Raw genomic sequence first — 16,643 nt, forward strand, 5'->3', positions numbered from 1 at the left:
AGCTGCGGCGGTTGGGCGCTGCTCTGGCCCTGACAATGCCGGCGGCAGTCTTCGGCGCGTTACGCGCTGGGATGTCCAGGCACCAAGAGCGCCCGATCAGCTACCGGTTGATCGAGCTCTCCGCAGAGGCCCGCAGCGGGCTATGGGCAGCCGCCGAAGACCGGGATCTGGTTCTGTGCGAGATGAACCCAGCGCCTGAGCACCAACTCGTCATCATCGGCCACGAGCTCTGGTACCCGAAGTCACATCAGGGACAGACGGTTCCGGTCGACGCGTCCGGCGCCGCCTTGCTGCCGACTACGGGCGTTGACGCCGCCACGGTGGAGCGCGTTACCCAGCGGGGCGGCGCGCGGACCAGCGCCTGCCGATACGACAGGGACGGGCCTGGCCAAGGACCTGTACGCGCCACCGGACGCATCGTCGATGGCCCCTGGTCTCCTGCCATAGGTCCCAGCGGCCACTCAGCCGTCGCGCGTGCCCTACCTAGGGGAATGAGACCCTCTGCCGCACTCACCAACCTGCTCAAACCATCGATGGCGCTCGCGGTGCTGATGGTCCGGCGGCATTCCCAGCCGCCGGACCCTCCCCTGACCGATACGAGAACGGTGCGGCAAGGCCCCGACCTGCCGCTGCTGCGTGCCCGACGGCCCAGCGGCCACGCAAGAGCGACCGACACAGTGCCCCACCAACCGCAGGAGGTACTCATGTTGAGATGACGTGCGGGCGGCATCGTCCTCACTCAGGGACTCCTGCCGCCCGGCCGTAGATCGGGTGCGCCAACACCGGATCAGTCACGGCCTCCACGCCACCACTCGGCCTCTACCGCCGAGTGAAGATCCGATCGACTGGATCAGATCTGTCGGTTTTCACCGAGCCGAAGCCCTGCCAGGGGACTTCGTCCTTCCCGCATACCGTTTCCCGGAAGGTGTATCCATGGTGCAGCATCACGCTGCGGTTTACCAGCGTGCCGATGACCAAAATGTTGTATCCCCCTTACTGCCTGTTGGTTGCTGCGAATTTGCCATCGCACCGATCGACACGGGGGTCGCTCGGTGAACGCCGCCGGATACACAGCAGACCACCCCGGACCTACGCTCTCGCGCCGCCGTCAGGAAGAACCTCAGGCGGGGGCGACACGCGTACGAGGCGCCGGCCATCCGCTGTATCTCGGACAGGGCATGCGCCGCCGCCTGCATGCCGCCGTCCGCGCTCTGCTGGGCGATCCTGCGCTCAGGGACACATCCGATGCAGTGCGGCTGGCCGCGATCGTGTTGGCCGCCAAGACGAGTGCCACCACCGGTTACGCCACCATCCGGGCCCGCGATCTGAGCCGGTGGCTGGGGATGTCGGAATCCCTCATCGGTCACACGGTTCTTCCGGCACTACGGACCTGCGGTGTCCTTCACACCCGGACCACCACCAACGTCTGCGGACAAGTCAGCGGCCTCGAATGCACCATCACACCCCTTCAGCGAGCACGGCATGCCACCCCAGCCCATCCGCTGAGGCTGACGCGCGCGGAACTTGCCACACTGCTGCGTCTGCTGGAGGCATTGTTTGCCCCTGGCTGGAACCCCCGAAACGGCAAGCCGACTCCCCCAGGACTGCTAGCGGATCGGCGCGGCCGTGGCGCGGCCACCGACCGGCTGGCCCTGCTGCTCATCGTGCTGGACATCACCTCCAACGGCTGGCTGCGATTGTGCCCGGGCCGCATTGACGCACAGCGTGGCCGGCCGGCCGCCACCGTGGCCCGGCTGATGGGCTGCTCAGCCGCGGGCGGTGCGAAGATCCTCGCCCGCCTCACCTCCCAAGGGCTGATCGAAGTCGTGCGTCGACACAGCGTCTCGGGTTTGCACAACCGCTCACGGGTGCGCGTGCCCGCGATCGTTCACGCGTACCGCAGTGCCTCCTTTGACGGGGCATCACTTGCACGGCCGACCGTTCCCTCACCTGCAGTGGGGCATCAGCTGCACGGCGCTGCACACCGAACCCCCAGGCACCGCACGGCTTCTGCCGCGGCAACTGCCCCGGAGGAGCAGCACCGAACCTTCGGCAACACAGACCTCCCCGCAACTGCTCCTGGAGATCACACGCCGACGACGGCCGCAGCCCGACGGCTCGGTCCTTGGCAAATAACCGATGACCTCTCGGAACAGGCCGCCGCTACAGACCTCCCCACTGCTGATCGCCTCCACACTGACCACGCTGTTGTGGCTGAAGAAGCCGGAGACAAAAATGGTGGGATCTGCTTACCCGGCGAAGCGCCGTTCGAGTTCCGCCGTCGGCCGATACGCGCGGGCACGCGCGAGGATCAGGTTCTCGTCGGCCGGAAGGCTCCCCGACTCATGCCAGCCGGTGGAGAGGGCGACCCGCTGCGCAGGGACAAACTCGTGGGATCCCCGGCAGGCGAGCAGAGCCAGGAGCAGGGTCGGCGGAACTTTGTCCCGTGCGTGTTGTCCGTTGTGGCAGGTGGCCGAGGCGAGCAGCGGCGGAGGAGTGTGCCCCGGCCGCCGTGTGATCTTGAGGTTGTGCTCGCTCCGGTGGAGCTGGTCTGGGCGCGCCTGGAGCGGTCGGGTGCCCGGGCCCGGGTCATCGCCGCGGTACGCCGCGAACTCGCGGCCGTCGCCGGGGTGACCGGAGCGGCGCTCGCGGGTGAGGTGCTGGCCGATCGGCTGGAACGCCGTCTGGCTCGGCAAGGAGGTCCGGCCGCGGTCGCCGAACCGGTGGGCTGGCTGCTCGGACGCGGGCTGATCCGCCAGGACTGCTGCTCCGATGTCCGCTGCGACGAAGGCGTGCGGATGGACAACGGCGCCGACTGCGCTACTTGCGGCGAGCTGGTCGCCTACCGGCGCGGCCTGCGCCGCCGGGTGGCCGCTCAGACCGACGCCGACCTGCCCGGCGCACCGATACACGTACGCAGGACAGCGACCGAGCAGCGGCTACGCGAAGCCATCCTGGCCGAGGCCGAACGGGCCCGGATCCGCCACGAGCGGGCCGCTGCCGAACACGCCGCCCGCCGGGCCGCCATCGCCCGTACCCGTGCCGAGGCCGAAGCGGCCGAGAGGGCCCGGCTGGCGATTTCCTGTGAAGGCTGCGGTAAGCCGAAATCGGCGGGGCTGTGCACGGCGTGCGGGAATCGGAGCGTGACCGAGGAACAGATACGTGAGGCCGCGCTGACCGTGGCCGCCACGCACGCCAGCGTGGACGATCGTACGGACGCCAACGTTGTCATCGCCCAGGCCGAGGCCGGCATCCAGGCCAAGGTGGCGGCAGCCTGTGCCCAGGCACGTGCGGAAGGCGCGACAGAGGACACCCTGGCGCTCCTGGCCCGCCTGACTGCAGAGACTGTCGCGGGCGAGTACCGCCGCTCGGCACTGTCGACGCTCGCCCAGAGCGATGAGGCCGAGATGGAAGCGGCGCTGGCCTACCAGACGAAGATGCGCTCCTTGCATCGGTATGTCACCCGATCCGCCGCTTGCAACGCTGCGAAGGATGCCACTGAACAGGCCCGGCAGCGCACCGCGCAGCACCTGCTGGACGCCCGCCTCGCCACGCTACGCCAGGACCGCTCCGGGCCTGCGGCAGTCCCCCTGCCGGATCTGTGTCGAGCCGCGCCAAAGCCGAACATGGGCAGGCGGACCTGAGCCCCGATCAGCCACGGATGCCGCCGTCCCACGTGGTGGGCGGGCCTTCGCAGTGGGCATATGGACCGGCCCCGGCCTGTGGCTGGCCCGCGCAGCGCACGCCGACCTGGTCGGCGTCGACTTCTCACCCGTCGCGATGGCCCAAGCCCGGCAACGGGCCGCCACATACGCGATGAAAGGCAAGGCGCGCTTCGTGGTGAACGACCTGACCACCACCGGGCTTCCCCACGCGAGCATGTCGGCGGTCGTCTCCATCGACGCACTTCAGTACGCCCACGACCGGGCCGCGGCAGTTGAGGAGGCCCGCCGGATCCTTCGTCCGGGCGGACGTCCCGTCGTTACCGACTGGCACCCGCTCAGCCCCGGCGACCCACGACTGCCCAAGCGGCACCGCCACAGCGACTGGCCCGCGGTGCTGCACGCCGCTGGGTTCACCACTGTGGAATGCCACGCCCGTCCGGCCTGGACCGAAACGTACCTGCGCACCTACCGGGTCGCGCTTCACCTGGGCGACCTGGGTCCGGACACCGCACTCATCGCGCTGCAAAGCGAAGCCCGACGGTGCCTGCCCACCGCTCACCTCCTGCACAGGGTTGCCGCCACCGCCGTATCCGGCTGAGGGTCCAACCGACCCGGCTGTAGGAACCGCGGCCTCGTGAGCACTAGTTCCTGCGAGTTCGCAGGAATCCGCGCCTTGTGAGCAGTGACGGTGTCGGTGCCCGGTTGAGCACTACTACCGCCACCTCTCCGGAGCGACGCCCGTGCTGCGCCGGCCGTGACGGCCACCGGCTGCGCCATCTCCGCATCGTCGTCGACCACCGAGTCGGTGGGAGAATCGGGTCATGACGACCGGAGCCGGTGATTTCGAGCTGACCATGGAAGAGCTGCGCGTTGTAGCGCGCTATGTGGTGGAGAGTGCTCAGGAAGTCCTTCCGGTGTTCGAGGAGGCCGTTCCCGGTGATCCCCGGCCTCGCGCAGCCGTTGATGCTGCCTGGGAGTTCGTGAACGGCGCGAGGAGGACCACGTCACAGCGCGTCACCGCGCTGGACGCGCACCGGGCAGCGAACGAAGCACCCACCGAAACCACACGCCTTGCAGCGCGCGCCGCCGGCGACGCCGCAGCTGCCGCGTACCTGCACCCCATCGCGAAGGCCACCCAGGTAGGCCACATCCTGCGCGGAGCTGCATGTGCAGCGCGCGTGGCCGAGTTGAGCGCAGGCGACGATCCCGACGTCGGAGACAAGCTCATCGAGCAGGCCCGGCGACGCGCCACGCCGGTCCTGATCGATGTTCTTGGCCGGTATCCGCTCGCGCCAACAGGCAGGGGCCGCGTTGCCCACCTCATGAGCACCTTGGACGCTTCCTTGCGCGCATCGCGCTGAGGAATCACCTCTTGGGACGTCACAGCTGCTCATGATCACCCCGCATTGCTCGGACAGTGCTCATGATCGTCCGACGGTGCTCACGAGTCCGCGGACCCTATACCGGCACGGAAGTGATGTGAGAGCGTCAGGTCAGGCTGGCCAGAATGGCGGCCATGGCGTCGTAGGTGTTCTTCACCTCGGCGTTGCCCAGCCGGTGGCGCTCCAGGCGGACGGCGCCGAGATGGCGGGCCTCGTAGATCAGTGAACGCCATACCGCAGCGGGAGATCGGTCCCGCTTCCCGTAGGTCTCCCAGAACGCCACGCGCTCGTCCTGCTTCGCCAGCGCCATGCGGATCGTCCAGTCCGCGGCCGGGTCACCCCATGACGGTCTGCGTGAGAGTGTCAGTTGCTGATCGTCGCTGAGACGTCAGTGGAGGACCTGGCTTGAACAGGGGGAAGCTGCTGACATCCTCTGCCGATTACTTGTGACACGGGTGACGAAAGTCGGTGTCAACTTCGTGCAGACCGGTATGGCATGCGCTCCGGGGGAGCGGCGGGGACGTGATAGGGGAGGGCCGCTCGGCTTTTCGGGCAGGCTTGCTGTGAGTGAGGCCCGAGCGATCTCCGGTCGGCCCAGGTGCCTTCGGATGCTGCGGCCGCCGTGCTGCTTCAGGTCGAGCTGGCCTTTGAGGGGGTCGTTGACCGACTTGGTGAGCTGCAGGACGTCTTGACGGGCCCAGATGAGGATGGGACGACGTGGAGAGGGACGGCACCCCAGCAGCGCATCGGGCTTGCGGATCGCGGTGAACTCGACCCGCGGCTCTGCCCGGACGTGGGTGTAACGGTCTTGCCGACCCTACGGCGTAGGAGGGGCCTCGCGCTGGACGGTGACCTCGTGCAGCTGTTTGGCGAGTGTGGGCAGGACTTGCGCGTAGAGGGTTTCGTGCTCGCAGCCCGCGCCTCCGTTGGCGGCGATCTCCGCAGCGAGAGGCCGCAGCGCAATGGGTCCTTCTTCGGCGAGTACGGAGGCGAGCTGGCGGTTGCCCTCGAGCTTCTCGGGCTCCTGCTTGTACTTCGGCCCAGCCCGGTACAGCTCGACGTCCATGCCCACGGGGCTCACGGGGCGCTCGATGCGTTCGGCGAGGTTGTGGATGATGCGGATGCCGTGGGCGTCCAGGTCCTGCCAGGCGGCAACCGGCAGTGGGGCCATCGACCGGAGGAACTCGACGAGCCCGTCGGTGGCATATCCGGCGCCCCAGATACACAGCCAGTGGTCGACGATCTCGGGGATTTTGCAGACCTGTTGGAAGGCGTCCTCGTTCTCGACCAGGACGATGCCGGCAGCGTTGCAGTTGATCATTCCCAGCACGCGAAGGCCACGGGCGGGCAGGCCGAGCCAGGGGCGGCAGGCAGCCGCATCGGCGACGACGGACCCGACGCGCCACTGCAGCGGGCCGCGCATGCGCAGTTCGGTGTCTGTCTCTTCGACGGCCTGGTCAAAGGGCCTGCCGATGAGGTTGGCGAAGGCCTGCTGGCGGGAGGGGGTCCAGGTGCTCTTCGTGTTGCGCAGCGCATGGCCGGCCACGGCCTTGGCGGTGATGGGCTGGACGCTGTCCTGCGCGGGCCACCAAAAACATGCAGCACGGATGGCGATCTCGTAGATGCGCCAGTCTCCGGTTCTGCTGGTGCTGTCTGCCGGCACCTTCAGGGTCCGGCCGGGTGGTGTCGCCTCCAGCAGCTCCCGCTCGCGGGCCAGCTGGGGGACCTGAGCCATGGACTCGAGCAGCTCGGCATGCAGCGCCAGCGGGTCGGGGCGGCCGCGCAGCTCGTCGAGCTTGTCTTCGCGGACGTCCTCCCAGATCTGGGTCAGGCGCCACAGGCGCGGGGCGTACCGGGTGGCCCGCTCGACGCGGCAGCGCAGGGTGATGGCTCCGCATTGGACCAGCGTGACGGCGACGTCCCAGGCACGCTCGCCGAATTCGGCTTCGATCGTGGTCCACCGCTTGTGATCACGGGTCGTCAGTACCTTGATCAAGTCGCGGGTGCTCAGAGCCGGGGGAGGGGCGTAGCCGTTCACCGGGGCCGCGGCTACGAGGTCCACTTCTCGCGCGTTGACGCGGCCCTTGCGATCCCGGGGGATCCGGACGTCGGGGAGGTCCTCTTCCGTGCGGGTGACGCGGGGAACGGTGACGGCGATGACGCCGGCCGGAAGCCCGGGCAGGGGAACCGGTTCGCGCCCATGGGTTTCTCCGATGAGGAGCGGGAACCGCGGTGCGCCGGCGTCGAGGTCAGACATGCGGGCGTCCCGCGGTGAGCCAGTCGGCGGTCAGCTCGACGCGCCCGGTGTCGGGGTCGTAGGCCCAGGCGCGCGTGGGCTGGTTGTAGACGTCGGACGCGGATGCGTGGGTGAACCACAGCAGCTCATCGCACACATCGGCGGCATCGGTCAGCACACTGTCCTGGCAGGTTCCCAGGATGGTGATGTGTCGCCGCGCGGCGACATCCCGCAGGGACGCCAGCATGTCCTTCCGGTTGTTCTCGCCCAGGCTGTTGCCGAGCTCGTCCAGGATGAGGACCCGCCCCTGCGTCTCGGAATCGGCCAGTAGCGCGGCCAGGACCAACTGCACGGCATACACCTTCACCTGGGCACTGTTGGCATTCTCCCGGTAGGAGATGTACCTGCTGTGAGGCGAGCGCTTCCAGCGCGGCGTCACCTCCCACCGCCACGGGCGTGCTCCGTCAGGGCGCACGCTGCGCACGTCCAACTCGGCACCGTGTCCTCCCGTACGCTGCAGGTCGAGCTGGTTGAAGGCCTGGTCGATCTGCTTGAACAGGCCGTCGAGATGCTGCTCGATCATGTCCTGCAACGTGGTGAGCTGGTGCGCGCTCTTGTCGACCCCCTCAACGAGCTCATCCCAGGCGCTCTGACGCAGGGCACGCTCGGCTTCGATTCGGGCGGCAGCGACGCGGTCCATGTCGGCCTGGCCGTCGAGACGGATTTGCAGGGGTGCCGCCGCCTCCTCGAAGCCGACCGTGGGCAGTGTCGTCGGGTCCTCCTCGGCCAGGTCGCGGCACAACTCCAGGCCCTGGAGCAGGTCTTCATGCGCGTCGGCCAGCTGGCCGTCCCGCAGCCCGTAGCGCTCATATGCGATCCGGAGCTGTCCCTCGGCCGTCCGGTGCAGCATCGCGGGACGGGGAGGGCGCCCCTCCTGCACGGCCAGCGCGGCAGAGGCATCCTCGAAGCTGCCTCGCCACAACGACTGCCAGGCATCCACCTGCAGACGTCCCCGGTCGCGGTCGAGCGCTGTGACCGCAGCGTCGGCCTCCTGCACGGCCTCGGCCGCTGCCCGCGCCTGCAGTGCGGCCGTTTTCACCTTCTCCTCGTGGATGGCCGCCAGATCTCGGGCCTTCTCGTAAACGGCAAACTTCGCCACCACGTCGCTGTGAGCCGCCCCCATGGTCTCGATCGCGGTGGCGAGCTGCGCGTCGAGTTCCTCCTCACGCTCCTGCAGCTCGGCCAGCTGCTGCATGGCGGCCGCCGCCCTGTGCTCGCTCTCGGCCAGGACCAATGCCGCCTGCTTCGCGCGCACGATGCCCCGCGCGGTTGCGGCATCGCCCTCGCGTGCTTCCAGGGCCTTTCGAGCGTGCTGCAGCCGCAGAGCTCGCCCAGCGAGCGGGTCGGTGAACCCCCCGACAACGGTCAGGCTCAGGCGATCATCGCGGGCGCCGGAGGGGGAGGACAGAGCGACGAGACGCTGCTCGAGCGCAGTGAGGAACCGGGTGAGGGGAAGATCGCTGGTCACACCGTCGAATCCGGCCGTTTCGGCGCCAACCGGATCGGCTTCGACGACCAGAGCGCCGGGCAACGAGTGCAGGGCTCGCAGCGCTTCGTCCGCCTGCTCCGCACCCACGACCACGGCTTCGCGCCAAGGGCTCAGCCGGGGCTCCCACACCGCCCGTGCGCCCTTGGCCAGCCGCAGTTGGTCCAGCAGGCCCACGGCGCTGATGCCCGCAAGCTCCAGGACGGCGATGGCCTCGCCGGCCTGCCCGCCTCGGCCCCGTTCGACCTCGGCCAGCAACCGTCGGGCGGCTTCCACCGCGCCCTTCGCATCTCGCACGTCCCGGTCGGCCGTGAACTTCTCGCCGCGAGCCGCTTCCAGCTGCTGCTGCGCCTCCTCGACGGTCGTGCCCTGCCACCCGTCGGCCCGAGGCAGGAGCTTCCGCCGCTGCGCCTTCAACTCGTCCTTGCGCGTCTCCAGCTGAGTCCGCTGTCGTTCCGCCTGACGCAGAAGCTCCTGGGCATCGGCCCAGATTTGCCTCGCCGCCCCTGTTGCCTCAGCCAAATCGTTCGCGGCACGCAGCGTACGAAGGGTGTCCTTGGCCGTCTCGGCCGAGACTCGGCACTGGGCGGCCGTCTTCCGCAGCTCAGCGCTCTTGCTCACCAGCGCCCGATCTGACTCAACGGCACGCACATAGCAGGCCGCGACATATCGCCGCCACAGAGACTGGCCCTCCTGCAGCGCCAGCCGGGCTGTGTCCCGGGCACGTACGCCGGACAGGACGTTCTCATCCGAGGCATCCGCTTCCTCGTTCTCCTTGCGGACCTGCTCCATGCGCACACGACGTTCCAGCGCCTGTCCCCGCCGTGCTTCCTCCTGCTCCAGCAGCTCGGTCATCCCCGATAACGCAATCAGCGACGCGCCGATCGCCTCCGGCCCCATCTCGGAAAGCTGCTGACTCAGCAGCGATGGGACGGCCGGACGCAGCGCCGTATCGAGATACGTCAGGCACCGTGGTGCGTTGCCGTACAGTTCCTCCGCCATGCGGCGTGCCGATACCACGCCACTGCCCAGCTCACGCCACAGTGCGTCGGCCTGCTGTGTGCGCTCGGCGTGGGTGGCTCCGTCGGCCACATGCAGCCCCCGCACCCACTTGGCCTGCACATAAGGCGCTGTGGTCGCGATCCGGACCCACACCGTCATGGCGCTGGCCGCCGCGTTGTCCGGCTCCGCAAAGACCCCGACCACGTAGCCGTGCGGCGCGGCCGACGCCTGCTGGGCCCAGTCTACCCCGGCGGCGTCAGGCTTGAAAAGAATCCCGCTGGCATACCGGCCGCCGCTGGACTCGAATCGCCACTGCGGGTCAGCAAGCAGTACAGACACGGCAATGAGGAACGATGTCTTGCCAGAGCCGTTGGAGTCCTCCCGCGGCCCCATGCCGGAGACCGCGATGAACGTCTCCGGCACCAGGGGCACCGCATGCGTGGTCAGCCGCGCGATGTCGAAAGTCTGCAGGGCGACCAGATGCCGATCTCCGACGACACCGCGCCCCTCATCCACACCGGGACGTGCCTCACCCACCGCTCTCCTCCGTCCATCCGCCCCGGCCCTCAGCAGGACCAGCACCCTCCCGGCGGCGCCGGATGGACTCCGCCAGTGCTCCGTGCGGGTCCGCCAGCAACACCAGCTCTTCGAAGAGCCTCGTCTCGACCTGGGGCGTCAGACGGAGAAACTGGTGGCCGAGCAGCAGGCCCGGCCGCGCATAGCGCACCAGATCGGCGTCGGTCAATCGTCGCAGCGCCGCATCCAGGGCCCCGTCGGAGACGGCTGCGTTGCGCAGTTGCTCCTTGAGTACCGGCTCACCCTGTGTCCAAAACGTCTCCGGCGGAACCGCGCCGGACGCCCGGGGGATGACCACGGAGAACACCACGACCAGAGTCAGCACCGCGCGGTCCTCGACGGGAAGTACACCGATCCCTTCCCGCGCCAGCCGCCCGCGGACTTGCTCGTCGTAGCCGGATATATAACCCCTTCCCACCGCCAGCAGAGTCCGACCGGCCGAAGCCAGAAGACTCTCCACCACCATCCGCAGGGGCGTCTCGGCCAACGCCCGATAGCTGGAGGAGGGGACTGGCAGCATCGACGTCTCCACCGCGCACACCGCCGCCTGCACGTCCGCCCGGCGTTGCGGAGACAACGCGTCCAACAGCCCCATGTCCACGGGCTATCCCTCCCCGGCTTGAGGCAGAAACAGATAACTGCGGCGCAGCTCCGCCACGTCCTGCTCGGCCCAGGACGCGACCACCGGCCCCAGCCGCACCATGCCGTCCCCGGCATCCGGCGCCAGGTACCCGCACGCACGCAAAATCCGCAGCGCCGTACGGTACGGGGCTGTCGGCGCATGCTGCGCAATGCCCGTCCGCACTGTCACCGCATCAGGCGGCACGAGCGCGGCCAGCACCTCCTTCTCAGCCACCGCCACGCCGGGATAGGGGGCCTGGTCCACATCCGTCCAGCACGCCCGCAGGCACGCACCCAACATCAGCAGCACCGACGGAGAAGCCTCCCGGTGCGTGCCACCGCGTTCCTGGCCGACACCGACCAGCTCGACGTCCTGCCCCCAGGCCATCAGCAGCCCCGCACCTCCGTCGGCCAAGCCGACCGGAACCAGCCTCCGCTCCACGGCCTCCGCCGCACGGCCCAGGTCCCGCAGGGCTTCCGCCTCGTGCGGGACAGGAACCACGCGCAAGGCCCGCGCCCGGGCCAGCAAATAGGCGTCGTCATCCTTCATCCAGCGTCCTCCGACGGCCTCTGTGACGCATCGTCGACGGCGGAAGTGTCCTGCGGGACACGGAACAACGACACCGGCGACGCGTACGTGACCGGCCCCGCCGGGTCGATCACGAGTCCGACAGACATCTCCACGATGAAGGGCACCGACGGGTCTGCCGAGGCGCGTAGAGCGTTGGTGAGCATCTTGACAGCTGCTCTCCATGGCCGCCCTCGCAGTGCCTGCGTCAGGTCGGCCTCGGCCTGTCCGCCCAGCAGCAACTCCATCGACGCCAGACGCTGTTGCCGCCGTGCAGCTGCACGAGTACGAGCCGCCTCAACCGGATCCGGCCCCGGCGCCGGCTCGGGCGGGGGCGCGGCACGTCGGCGCGGGGCGGGCGGACGATGCTTCTCCGCCGCCTCCAGAATCCGGGCCGGGCTCACCTGCAGAGCAGGCGGATCGAAGACAACCTGCGAGAACACACCGGCCAACGCGGACACCGACGACTTCTGGGCAGCTGTCCGATACTGCTCTGCCGTAAGCATGCTGAAGTCACGCCGGGCACTGACCTGCGCCAGCAGCCGGTCGTGAAACTCGTCGACTGCTTCCGAGTACCGCAGAGCCTCCCGGATCAGATGGGTTCCGTCCGTCCGCAACCCGGGAAAGTCCCGGGACACCACCTCCACCAAGCGCCGTGCGTTGAGGATCAACGCCGCCTTCACACGATGATGGTGCCGCTGCCCGAGCAGCTCCTCGATCGGGCGCGACCGGACCCGCCGCAGCAAGTAGTCCGTGTTGATGCGCAGATCACGCCGCACCCGCCTGAGCCTGCGCACGAGCTCCTTCTCGCCGAGCGTGCCGCTGGCCACATCTCGTTGTGTCCGGTCCAGGAGAGACATGATCTCCTCCACCCCGCCGGCCTCGGCCAGACGCTCGAACACGAGCAGTGCGGCCCCGCTGGTGGGGTTGAAGACATACCGGCCCTCGTGAGCCTTCTCCCGGACACGCTCCAGCAGCCGCAGGGCGACGAAGACCCCGAACCGCTGATCGAACTCCTCCGGACTGGCCACTGCGGAGCAGGCCTCTGCAAGCTCGGAACGCGTCAGACCTCGCTCGGAAGACAGATCACCAAACGCATCATGAATGGCCTCGGCGATACGCAATGACGTGGAGTCCTCCACCACCGCAGTGCGGGACGCAGCAACCGGAGCGACAAAAGGCGCCAGCTGCGCCAGCAGATCATCCTCAGGATCTGACCCAGAGAACAGGTCCGGCCCGTTCTGCCCGCCCATGCCGACCAAGCGCCCCCCTTGCAATGCGCGAGCTTCTCCTCAGTACCAACGTTACGTCCCACATGCGTCGCTAGAGTCCGAACCGCAACATCAGCCATCGTGTGGCCAATTCTGGCCCCAGCTATACGCCGGCCCGACCGGGCCTTCCTGCGGTGAACCGGGACGCAGCATGTGCTTGCGGGAGCCCGAGTTCCCGGCAAAGGCGCGGCTTGAGCCTGTCCGGATCCTCAAGGGGGGACCGTCTCGCTCGGCGCCGGAGGTGTCTGCCTCAGCGAGAGCGCTCGATACCTGTGCGACCCCTGGCCGGGGACTCGCGGTGTGCACCGGCTTCGCATCCGATGTGCCGCAGTCTGAATGACGGCCTGCAGGCGATCGTCATCGTGATGTCAGTAAAAGGTCTGGCTTGGGCAGCGTCTCTGGCGGAGGAGGCGTTACCGCTTCCGCTTCCGTTTCTGTCTCGGAGTGCTTTTCGTGCCGCGCAGTGGCCGCTTGGCGTTGGGGTGGATCGCGCTCTGGAGGCTTGATGCGGGCTGCAAGGACTGCACGCTGGCCGTCAGCGCGGCGTCGAGGGGCCCGATGTGACCGTCGTAGAACGCCCCGACGAGATCGCGGGTCGGTTCGTCGTAGAGGAAGACGACGCCTCGCGGCAGGCCGAGCTGATACTTCTTGGCCCGCAGGTAGCCACGGAGGCTCTTCTCGGCGTCGTCGGGGCCCTGTCCGGCTGGGTGGGTGGCCCACACGAACAGCCATCCTTCGTCTGGGTCGGCGCTGGCCATGACAGGCACCGTCATGCTGCGGCCGCGGCCGTGGGGGTCCGGGTGGTTGAGAAGCTCATCACTATGGCGTGTGAACTTGTGCTGAGCGGAGGTCGCCGGGGACAGCAACGTTGCGCCGATACTGAGCCATCCGGTGGCGTTCCGTGTCTGCAGTTCGTCGATGAGGGAGGCGAGCGGTGAGGGCACCATCGTCGGCTTGGGCACGGCCCCAGGATCCGCGTTGTCACGTTGCTTGGCGTGGAACCACTTGTCGAGCGCGTCGGTCCGGCTGGTCAGGTAGACCGGCTGCTGGTCGCGGTAGCGGCGCAGCTCGGCCGTGGTCGGCTCGGGCAGGAACGGGAAGGCGGCACGCACCTGCGCCGGGTCGGGTTCGACCCACAGCCCTTTTTCGAAGAAGTACAGGAACAGGTCCAGCTCGTCCGCGGCGCGGAACATGACGGTGACCTCGGGGTTGCGGCGTCGGCGCAGGTAGAGGAGGAACTCGGCCGGGCGCGCGACGAGTTCGGTGATCAATTCGAGGTCGTGCAGGGACACTGTCCAGGGAATGTTGTCCGTGGCGAGCAGGCCGGCCTTCACCATCTCCGCGGTCGCGGTCAGGACGGTTGAGAGGTCATCGAGACTGACGGCGACGGTGTGGATCTCACGGACATGGCTGAGGTCGACCCAGCCTTCATCCTTGATGCGCAGACCACCGTCCCGCTCGATCATCTCCCGCATGCGGCCGGACTGCTCGGCCGCTTTCGCGATGATGCCGGTCAGGTCGGTCCGGAGCCGCGTCGTCTTCCCTCCGCGGGACAGGGCGCTCAACGCGACGGCCTTGTCCTCCACGATGACGGCAACGTCGTCGAGGACGATGAGGTGGTCGCCCTCGACGCGCTTGGTGTACTTCGCTGGCTCCGCGGTCTCGGCTTCCTGGTCGTTTGCCGGCAGGTAGTACTCGAAAGCGGCCCGGAAGCGGGCCCCCGGAAGCACGCGGCCCAGCGCGTCGCGCGTGCGGGACTCGAGAAGGTCTCCGCGGTGCTTGGCGTACTGGGCCCATACAGGCTGCGACGTCTTCAACTGCTCCTCGAGGTTCTCCCGGACGGCGAACACGTTCAGCGCATGGTGCGGCAGCATGAGACGCCCGGTGTCGCTGACGATGAGCGGCCTGGGACGCATCGGGTTCTTGCCGGTCGTGAACGCGTCGATCACGTCCGCAGCATCGGCCGTCCCAAGGTCGAGGCGGAACCGTTCGACAACGGCTCTGACACGCTCTACAGCAATGCCCGTGTACGCGACGATGTCGTCGACGGCGACCGTGGCCTGCTCGGCGCCGGGCTCGAACAATGACATAAGACTGGACCTGGCGCGCTCCTTCAGCCGGTCGTCCACCTGGTCCTTGTGCGTCGCGGCCATCGCGATCCGCATGGCGCCGCCCATGGCATTGAGGCGGTCGTTCAGGCCGGCGTGTTGCAGGTGGTGGCATGCGTCGAGGACGGCCAGGGCGTCGGTCGCGTCGAAGCCGAGCTGGTCGTTGAGCGTCGCGCGGACGCTCGGATTGCCATCCAGGAGCGCCAGGTTGGTTTTCTCGACCATCTCCGAGTAGGAGGTGTTGCGCATCCACACCTCAGCACCCCGAATGAGCAAGGACATGAGCGCAAGCTTGTCGGCCGGGTCAACGGCGGCGAGGGACCGCAGCTGCGCGAGATGGAGGATCTTGCCGAGGCCGTCCTTCGCCTCCGAGACGAAGTGACTCATCTGCTGAAACTCGGCTGCTGGGGCAGCGGCCGTCGCCGTCTCATCCCGGGCGGCGAGAGCAACCAGCGCCAGCAGTTCCAGATAGGCGGCGCCCGCTTCCGCCGTGACGGGCATCTGGCCCTCGGGCGCCAACGGCAGGAATGCCAGGCGAGCCGTCTCGATAAGCCGGATCGGATCGAACCGCCGCAGCTTCGCGACGAGCTCCTGGACCGCCTCCTCGAATGCTGCATCTACCTTCGCCGCAGGGTCGTCGCCAGCGACCGTGGCCATCAGCTCCACCAAGGCGGCAAAGGACTCCGTCATCACCTGCGCGTGCGGGTCGAACGCCGGCGTCGCCGAACCGGCACTGCGCTGCCTCTTGTTGCGCGCGTCGCGCCGCTTCGATCGAGAACCCATGATCTAATCTCACCAGATGTCGGAAACTAACGGGTGACGGTATGTGTCCGTTTCGATCATCCGATGCTGCCACCCCGTGCAGTGCATCTCCGTTCCGCCTGCCGCAGCTGCCGTCCACCCGTAATCGCGTCCCACGAGGCCGCTGCCGAATCTCCCGACGCTCTCCTCGGCCACGCTCCAGTCGCTCCTGTATGCCGCGGACTGGGCACTCCGCGTGCTCCTGCGCCGCAGCGGCGCAATCGGACCGCTGCCACATCTGACTACTCGTGGCCAGGGCTGGATTCTCCGAACTGCCTCAAAAACTCCTCTGCCGCTCCTGCAATCGCCTGCGCCGGGTCCGCGACACGGCGAAAGTCGAACCACTCGCCATCAATCCGCCGCTGGCCGAACTGGTCATGCAGGTGGCGTTCCAGAGGGAAGCCCCCACGGGCGCTCCAACGCAGGACAAGGGGGGATGCAGATCCCCTCTGGAGCGCCTTCATCCGGCTCTCGATCTGCGTGGCCACGCCGATCTTCACGGCCTTCGGGTTGTCCATCGAGGACACGACATACACCCAACGGCTATCGAACGCAGGCTGCTTGGGAACGCGAGGACCCACGCGCATCGCAGCCTCCATGCGCTCCTCTCTTTCCTCGAACTCGCGGTTCCTCTTCTCGATGATCTTTGCCGCCGCTTTATGGAGAACGTCACGGGCCTCCTGGGCAGTGACGGCGCCAGAGGTAATCAGGTCCAAAATCTCGATGACTGCAGGGACGTCAATGTCTGTGCCATAACTGGGCGCCTCCCGGCGTACCTCACTGCCGTGGAACAGCCCCCAGTTCAGCGTTACGCCTCGGACTGGGCAGCCCCCAATTCTCAGGTCCGCGGTGAAGGTCTGAGCCACG

11 protein-coding genes are annotated in these 16,643 nt (G+C 68.1%); 3 read left to right on the forward strand and 8 right to left on the reverse strand.

The genetic code is table 11. The annotated features are described in order from the left end of the window. The first annotated feature begins 1,178 nt into the window (after positions 1 to 1,178). From ACGFNI_RS32130 to ACGFNI_RS32140, 3 genes are all read left to right on the forward strand, one after another. Positions 1,179 to 3,644, forward strand: coding sequence for a hypothetical protein (locus ACGFNI_RS32130; protein ID WP_393688696.1), 2,466 nt, complete (start codon positions 1,179 to 1,181; stop codon positions 3,642 to 3,644). Positions 3,645 to 3,696: 52 nt separating this feature from the next. Beyond that, positions 3,697 to 4,263 carry a class I SAM-dependent methyltransferase gene (locus tag ACGFNI_RS32135; protein ID WP_393688697.1) on the forward strand — a complete coding sequence of 189 codons (567 nt, stop codon included), beginning with the start codon at positions 3,697 to 3,699 and terminating at the stop codon, positions 4,261 to 4,263. A 223-nt stretch (positions 4,264 to 4,486) separates the two neighbouring features. Next, positions 4,487 to 5,026, forward strand: coding sequence for a putative immunity protein (locus ACGFNI_RS32140; protein WP_393688699.1), 540 nt, complete (start codon positions 4,487 to 4,489; stop codon positions 5,024 to 5,026). A 127-nt stretch (positions 5,027 to 5,153) separates the two neighbouring features. On the opposite strand, the gene ACGFNI_RS32145 is transcribed toward ACGFNI_RS32140, so the two are convergent. From ACGFNI_RS32145 to ACGFNI_RS32180, 8 genes are all read right to left on the reverse strand, one after another. Further along, positions 5,154 to 5,357, reverse strand: a complete 204-nt coding sequence (locus ACGFNI_RS32145; protein WP_393688701.1) for a hypothetical protein — start codon at positions 5,355 to 5,357, stop codon at positions 5,154 to 5,156. Positions 5,358 to 5,864: 507 nt separating this feature from the next. Next, on the reverse strand, positions 5,865 to 7,304 hold the full coding sequence (locus tag ACGFNI_RS32150; protein ID WP_393688703.1) for a Wadjet anti-phage system protein JetD domain-containing protein: 1,440 nt from the start codon (positions 7,302 to 7,304) through the stop codon (positions 5,865 to 5,867). After that, positions 7,297 to 10,368, reverse strand: coding sequence for a hypothetical protein (locus ACGFNI_RS32155; protein WP_393688705.1), 3,072 nt, complete (start codon positions 10,366 to 10,368; stop codon positions 7,297 to 7,299). Before ACGFNI_RS32155 ends, ACGFNI_RS32150 begins: the two co-directional genes overlap by 8 nt. Further along, positions 10,361 to 11,002, reverse strand: a complete 642-nt coding sequence (locus tag ACGFNI_RS32160; protein WP_393688734.1) for a hypothetical protein — start codon at positions 11,000 to 11,002, stop codon at positions 10,361 to 10,363. Before ACGFNI_RS32160 ends, ACGFNI_RS32155 begins: the two co-directional genes overlap by 8 nt. A 9-nt stretch (positions 11,003 to 11,011) precedes the next feature. Further along, a complete protein-coding gene (locus tag ACGFNI_RS32165; protein WP_393688707.1) occupies positions 11,012 to 11,578 on the reverse strand; it encodes a hypothetical protein in 567 nt (188 codons plus the stop codon). Next, positions 11,575 to 12,849 (reverse strand): hypothetical protein, encoded by a 1,275-nt coding sequence (locus ACGFNI_RS32170; protein ID WP_393688735.1) that lies wholly within the window; start codon positions 12,847 to 12,849, stop codon positions 11,575 to 11,577. Before ACGFNI_RS32170 ends, ACGFNI_RS32165 begins: the two co-directional genes overlap by 4 nt. Before the next feature lie 431 nt (positions 12,850 to 13,280). Then, a complete protein-coding gene (locus ACGFNI_RS32175) occupies positions 13,281 to 15,758 on the reverse strand; it encodes a preprotein translocase subunit SecA (protein WP_393688709.1) in 2,478 nt (825 codons plus the stop codon). Between the two features lie 260 nt (positions 15,759 to 16,018). Beyond that, the gene (locus tag ACGFNI_RS32180; RefSeq protein ID WP_393688710.1) at positions 16,019 to 16,642 is read right to left on the reverse strand and encodes a GIY-YIG nuclease family protein; all 624 of its coding nucleotides are present in this window, start codon (positions 16,640 to 16,642) and stop codon (positions 16,019 to 16,021) included. Between the last annotated feature and the right edge of the window lies 1 nt (position 16,643).

It is taken from the genome of Streptomyces sp. NPDC048644, from assembly GCF_043199105.1.
In the GTDB taxonomy this organism is placed as follows: Bacteria; Actinomycetota; Actinomycetes; order Streptomycetales; family Streptomycetaceae; genus Streptomyces.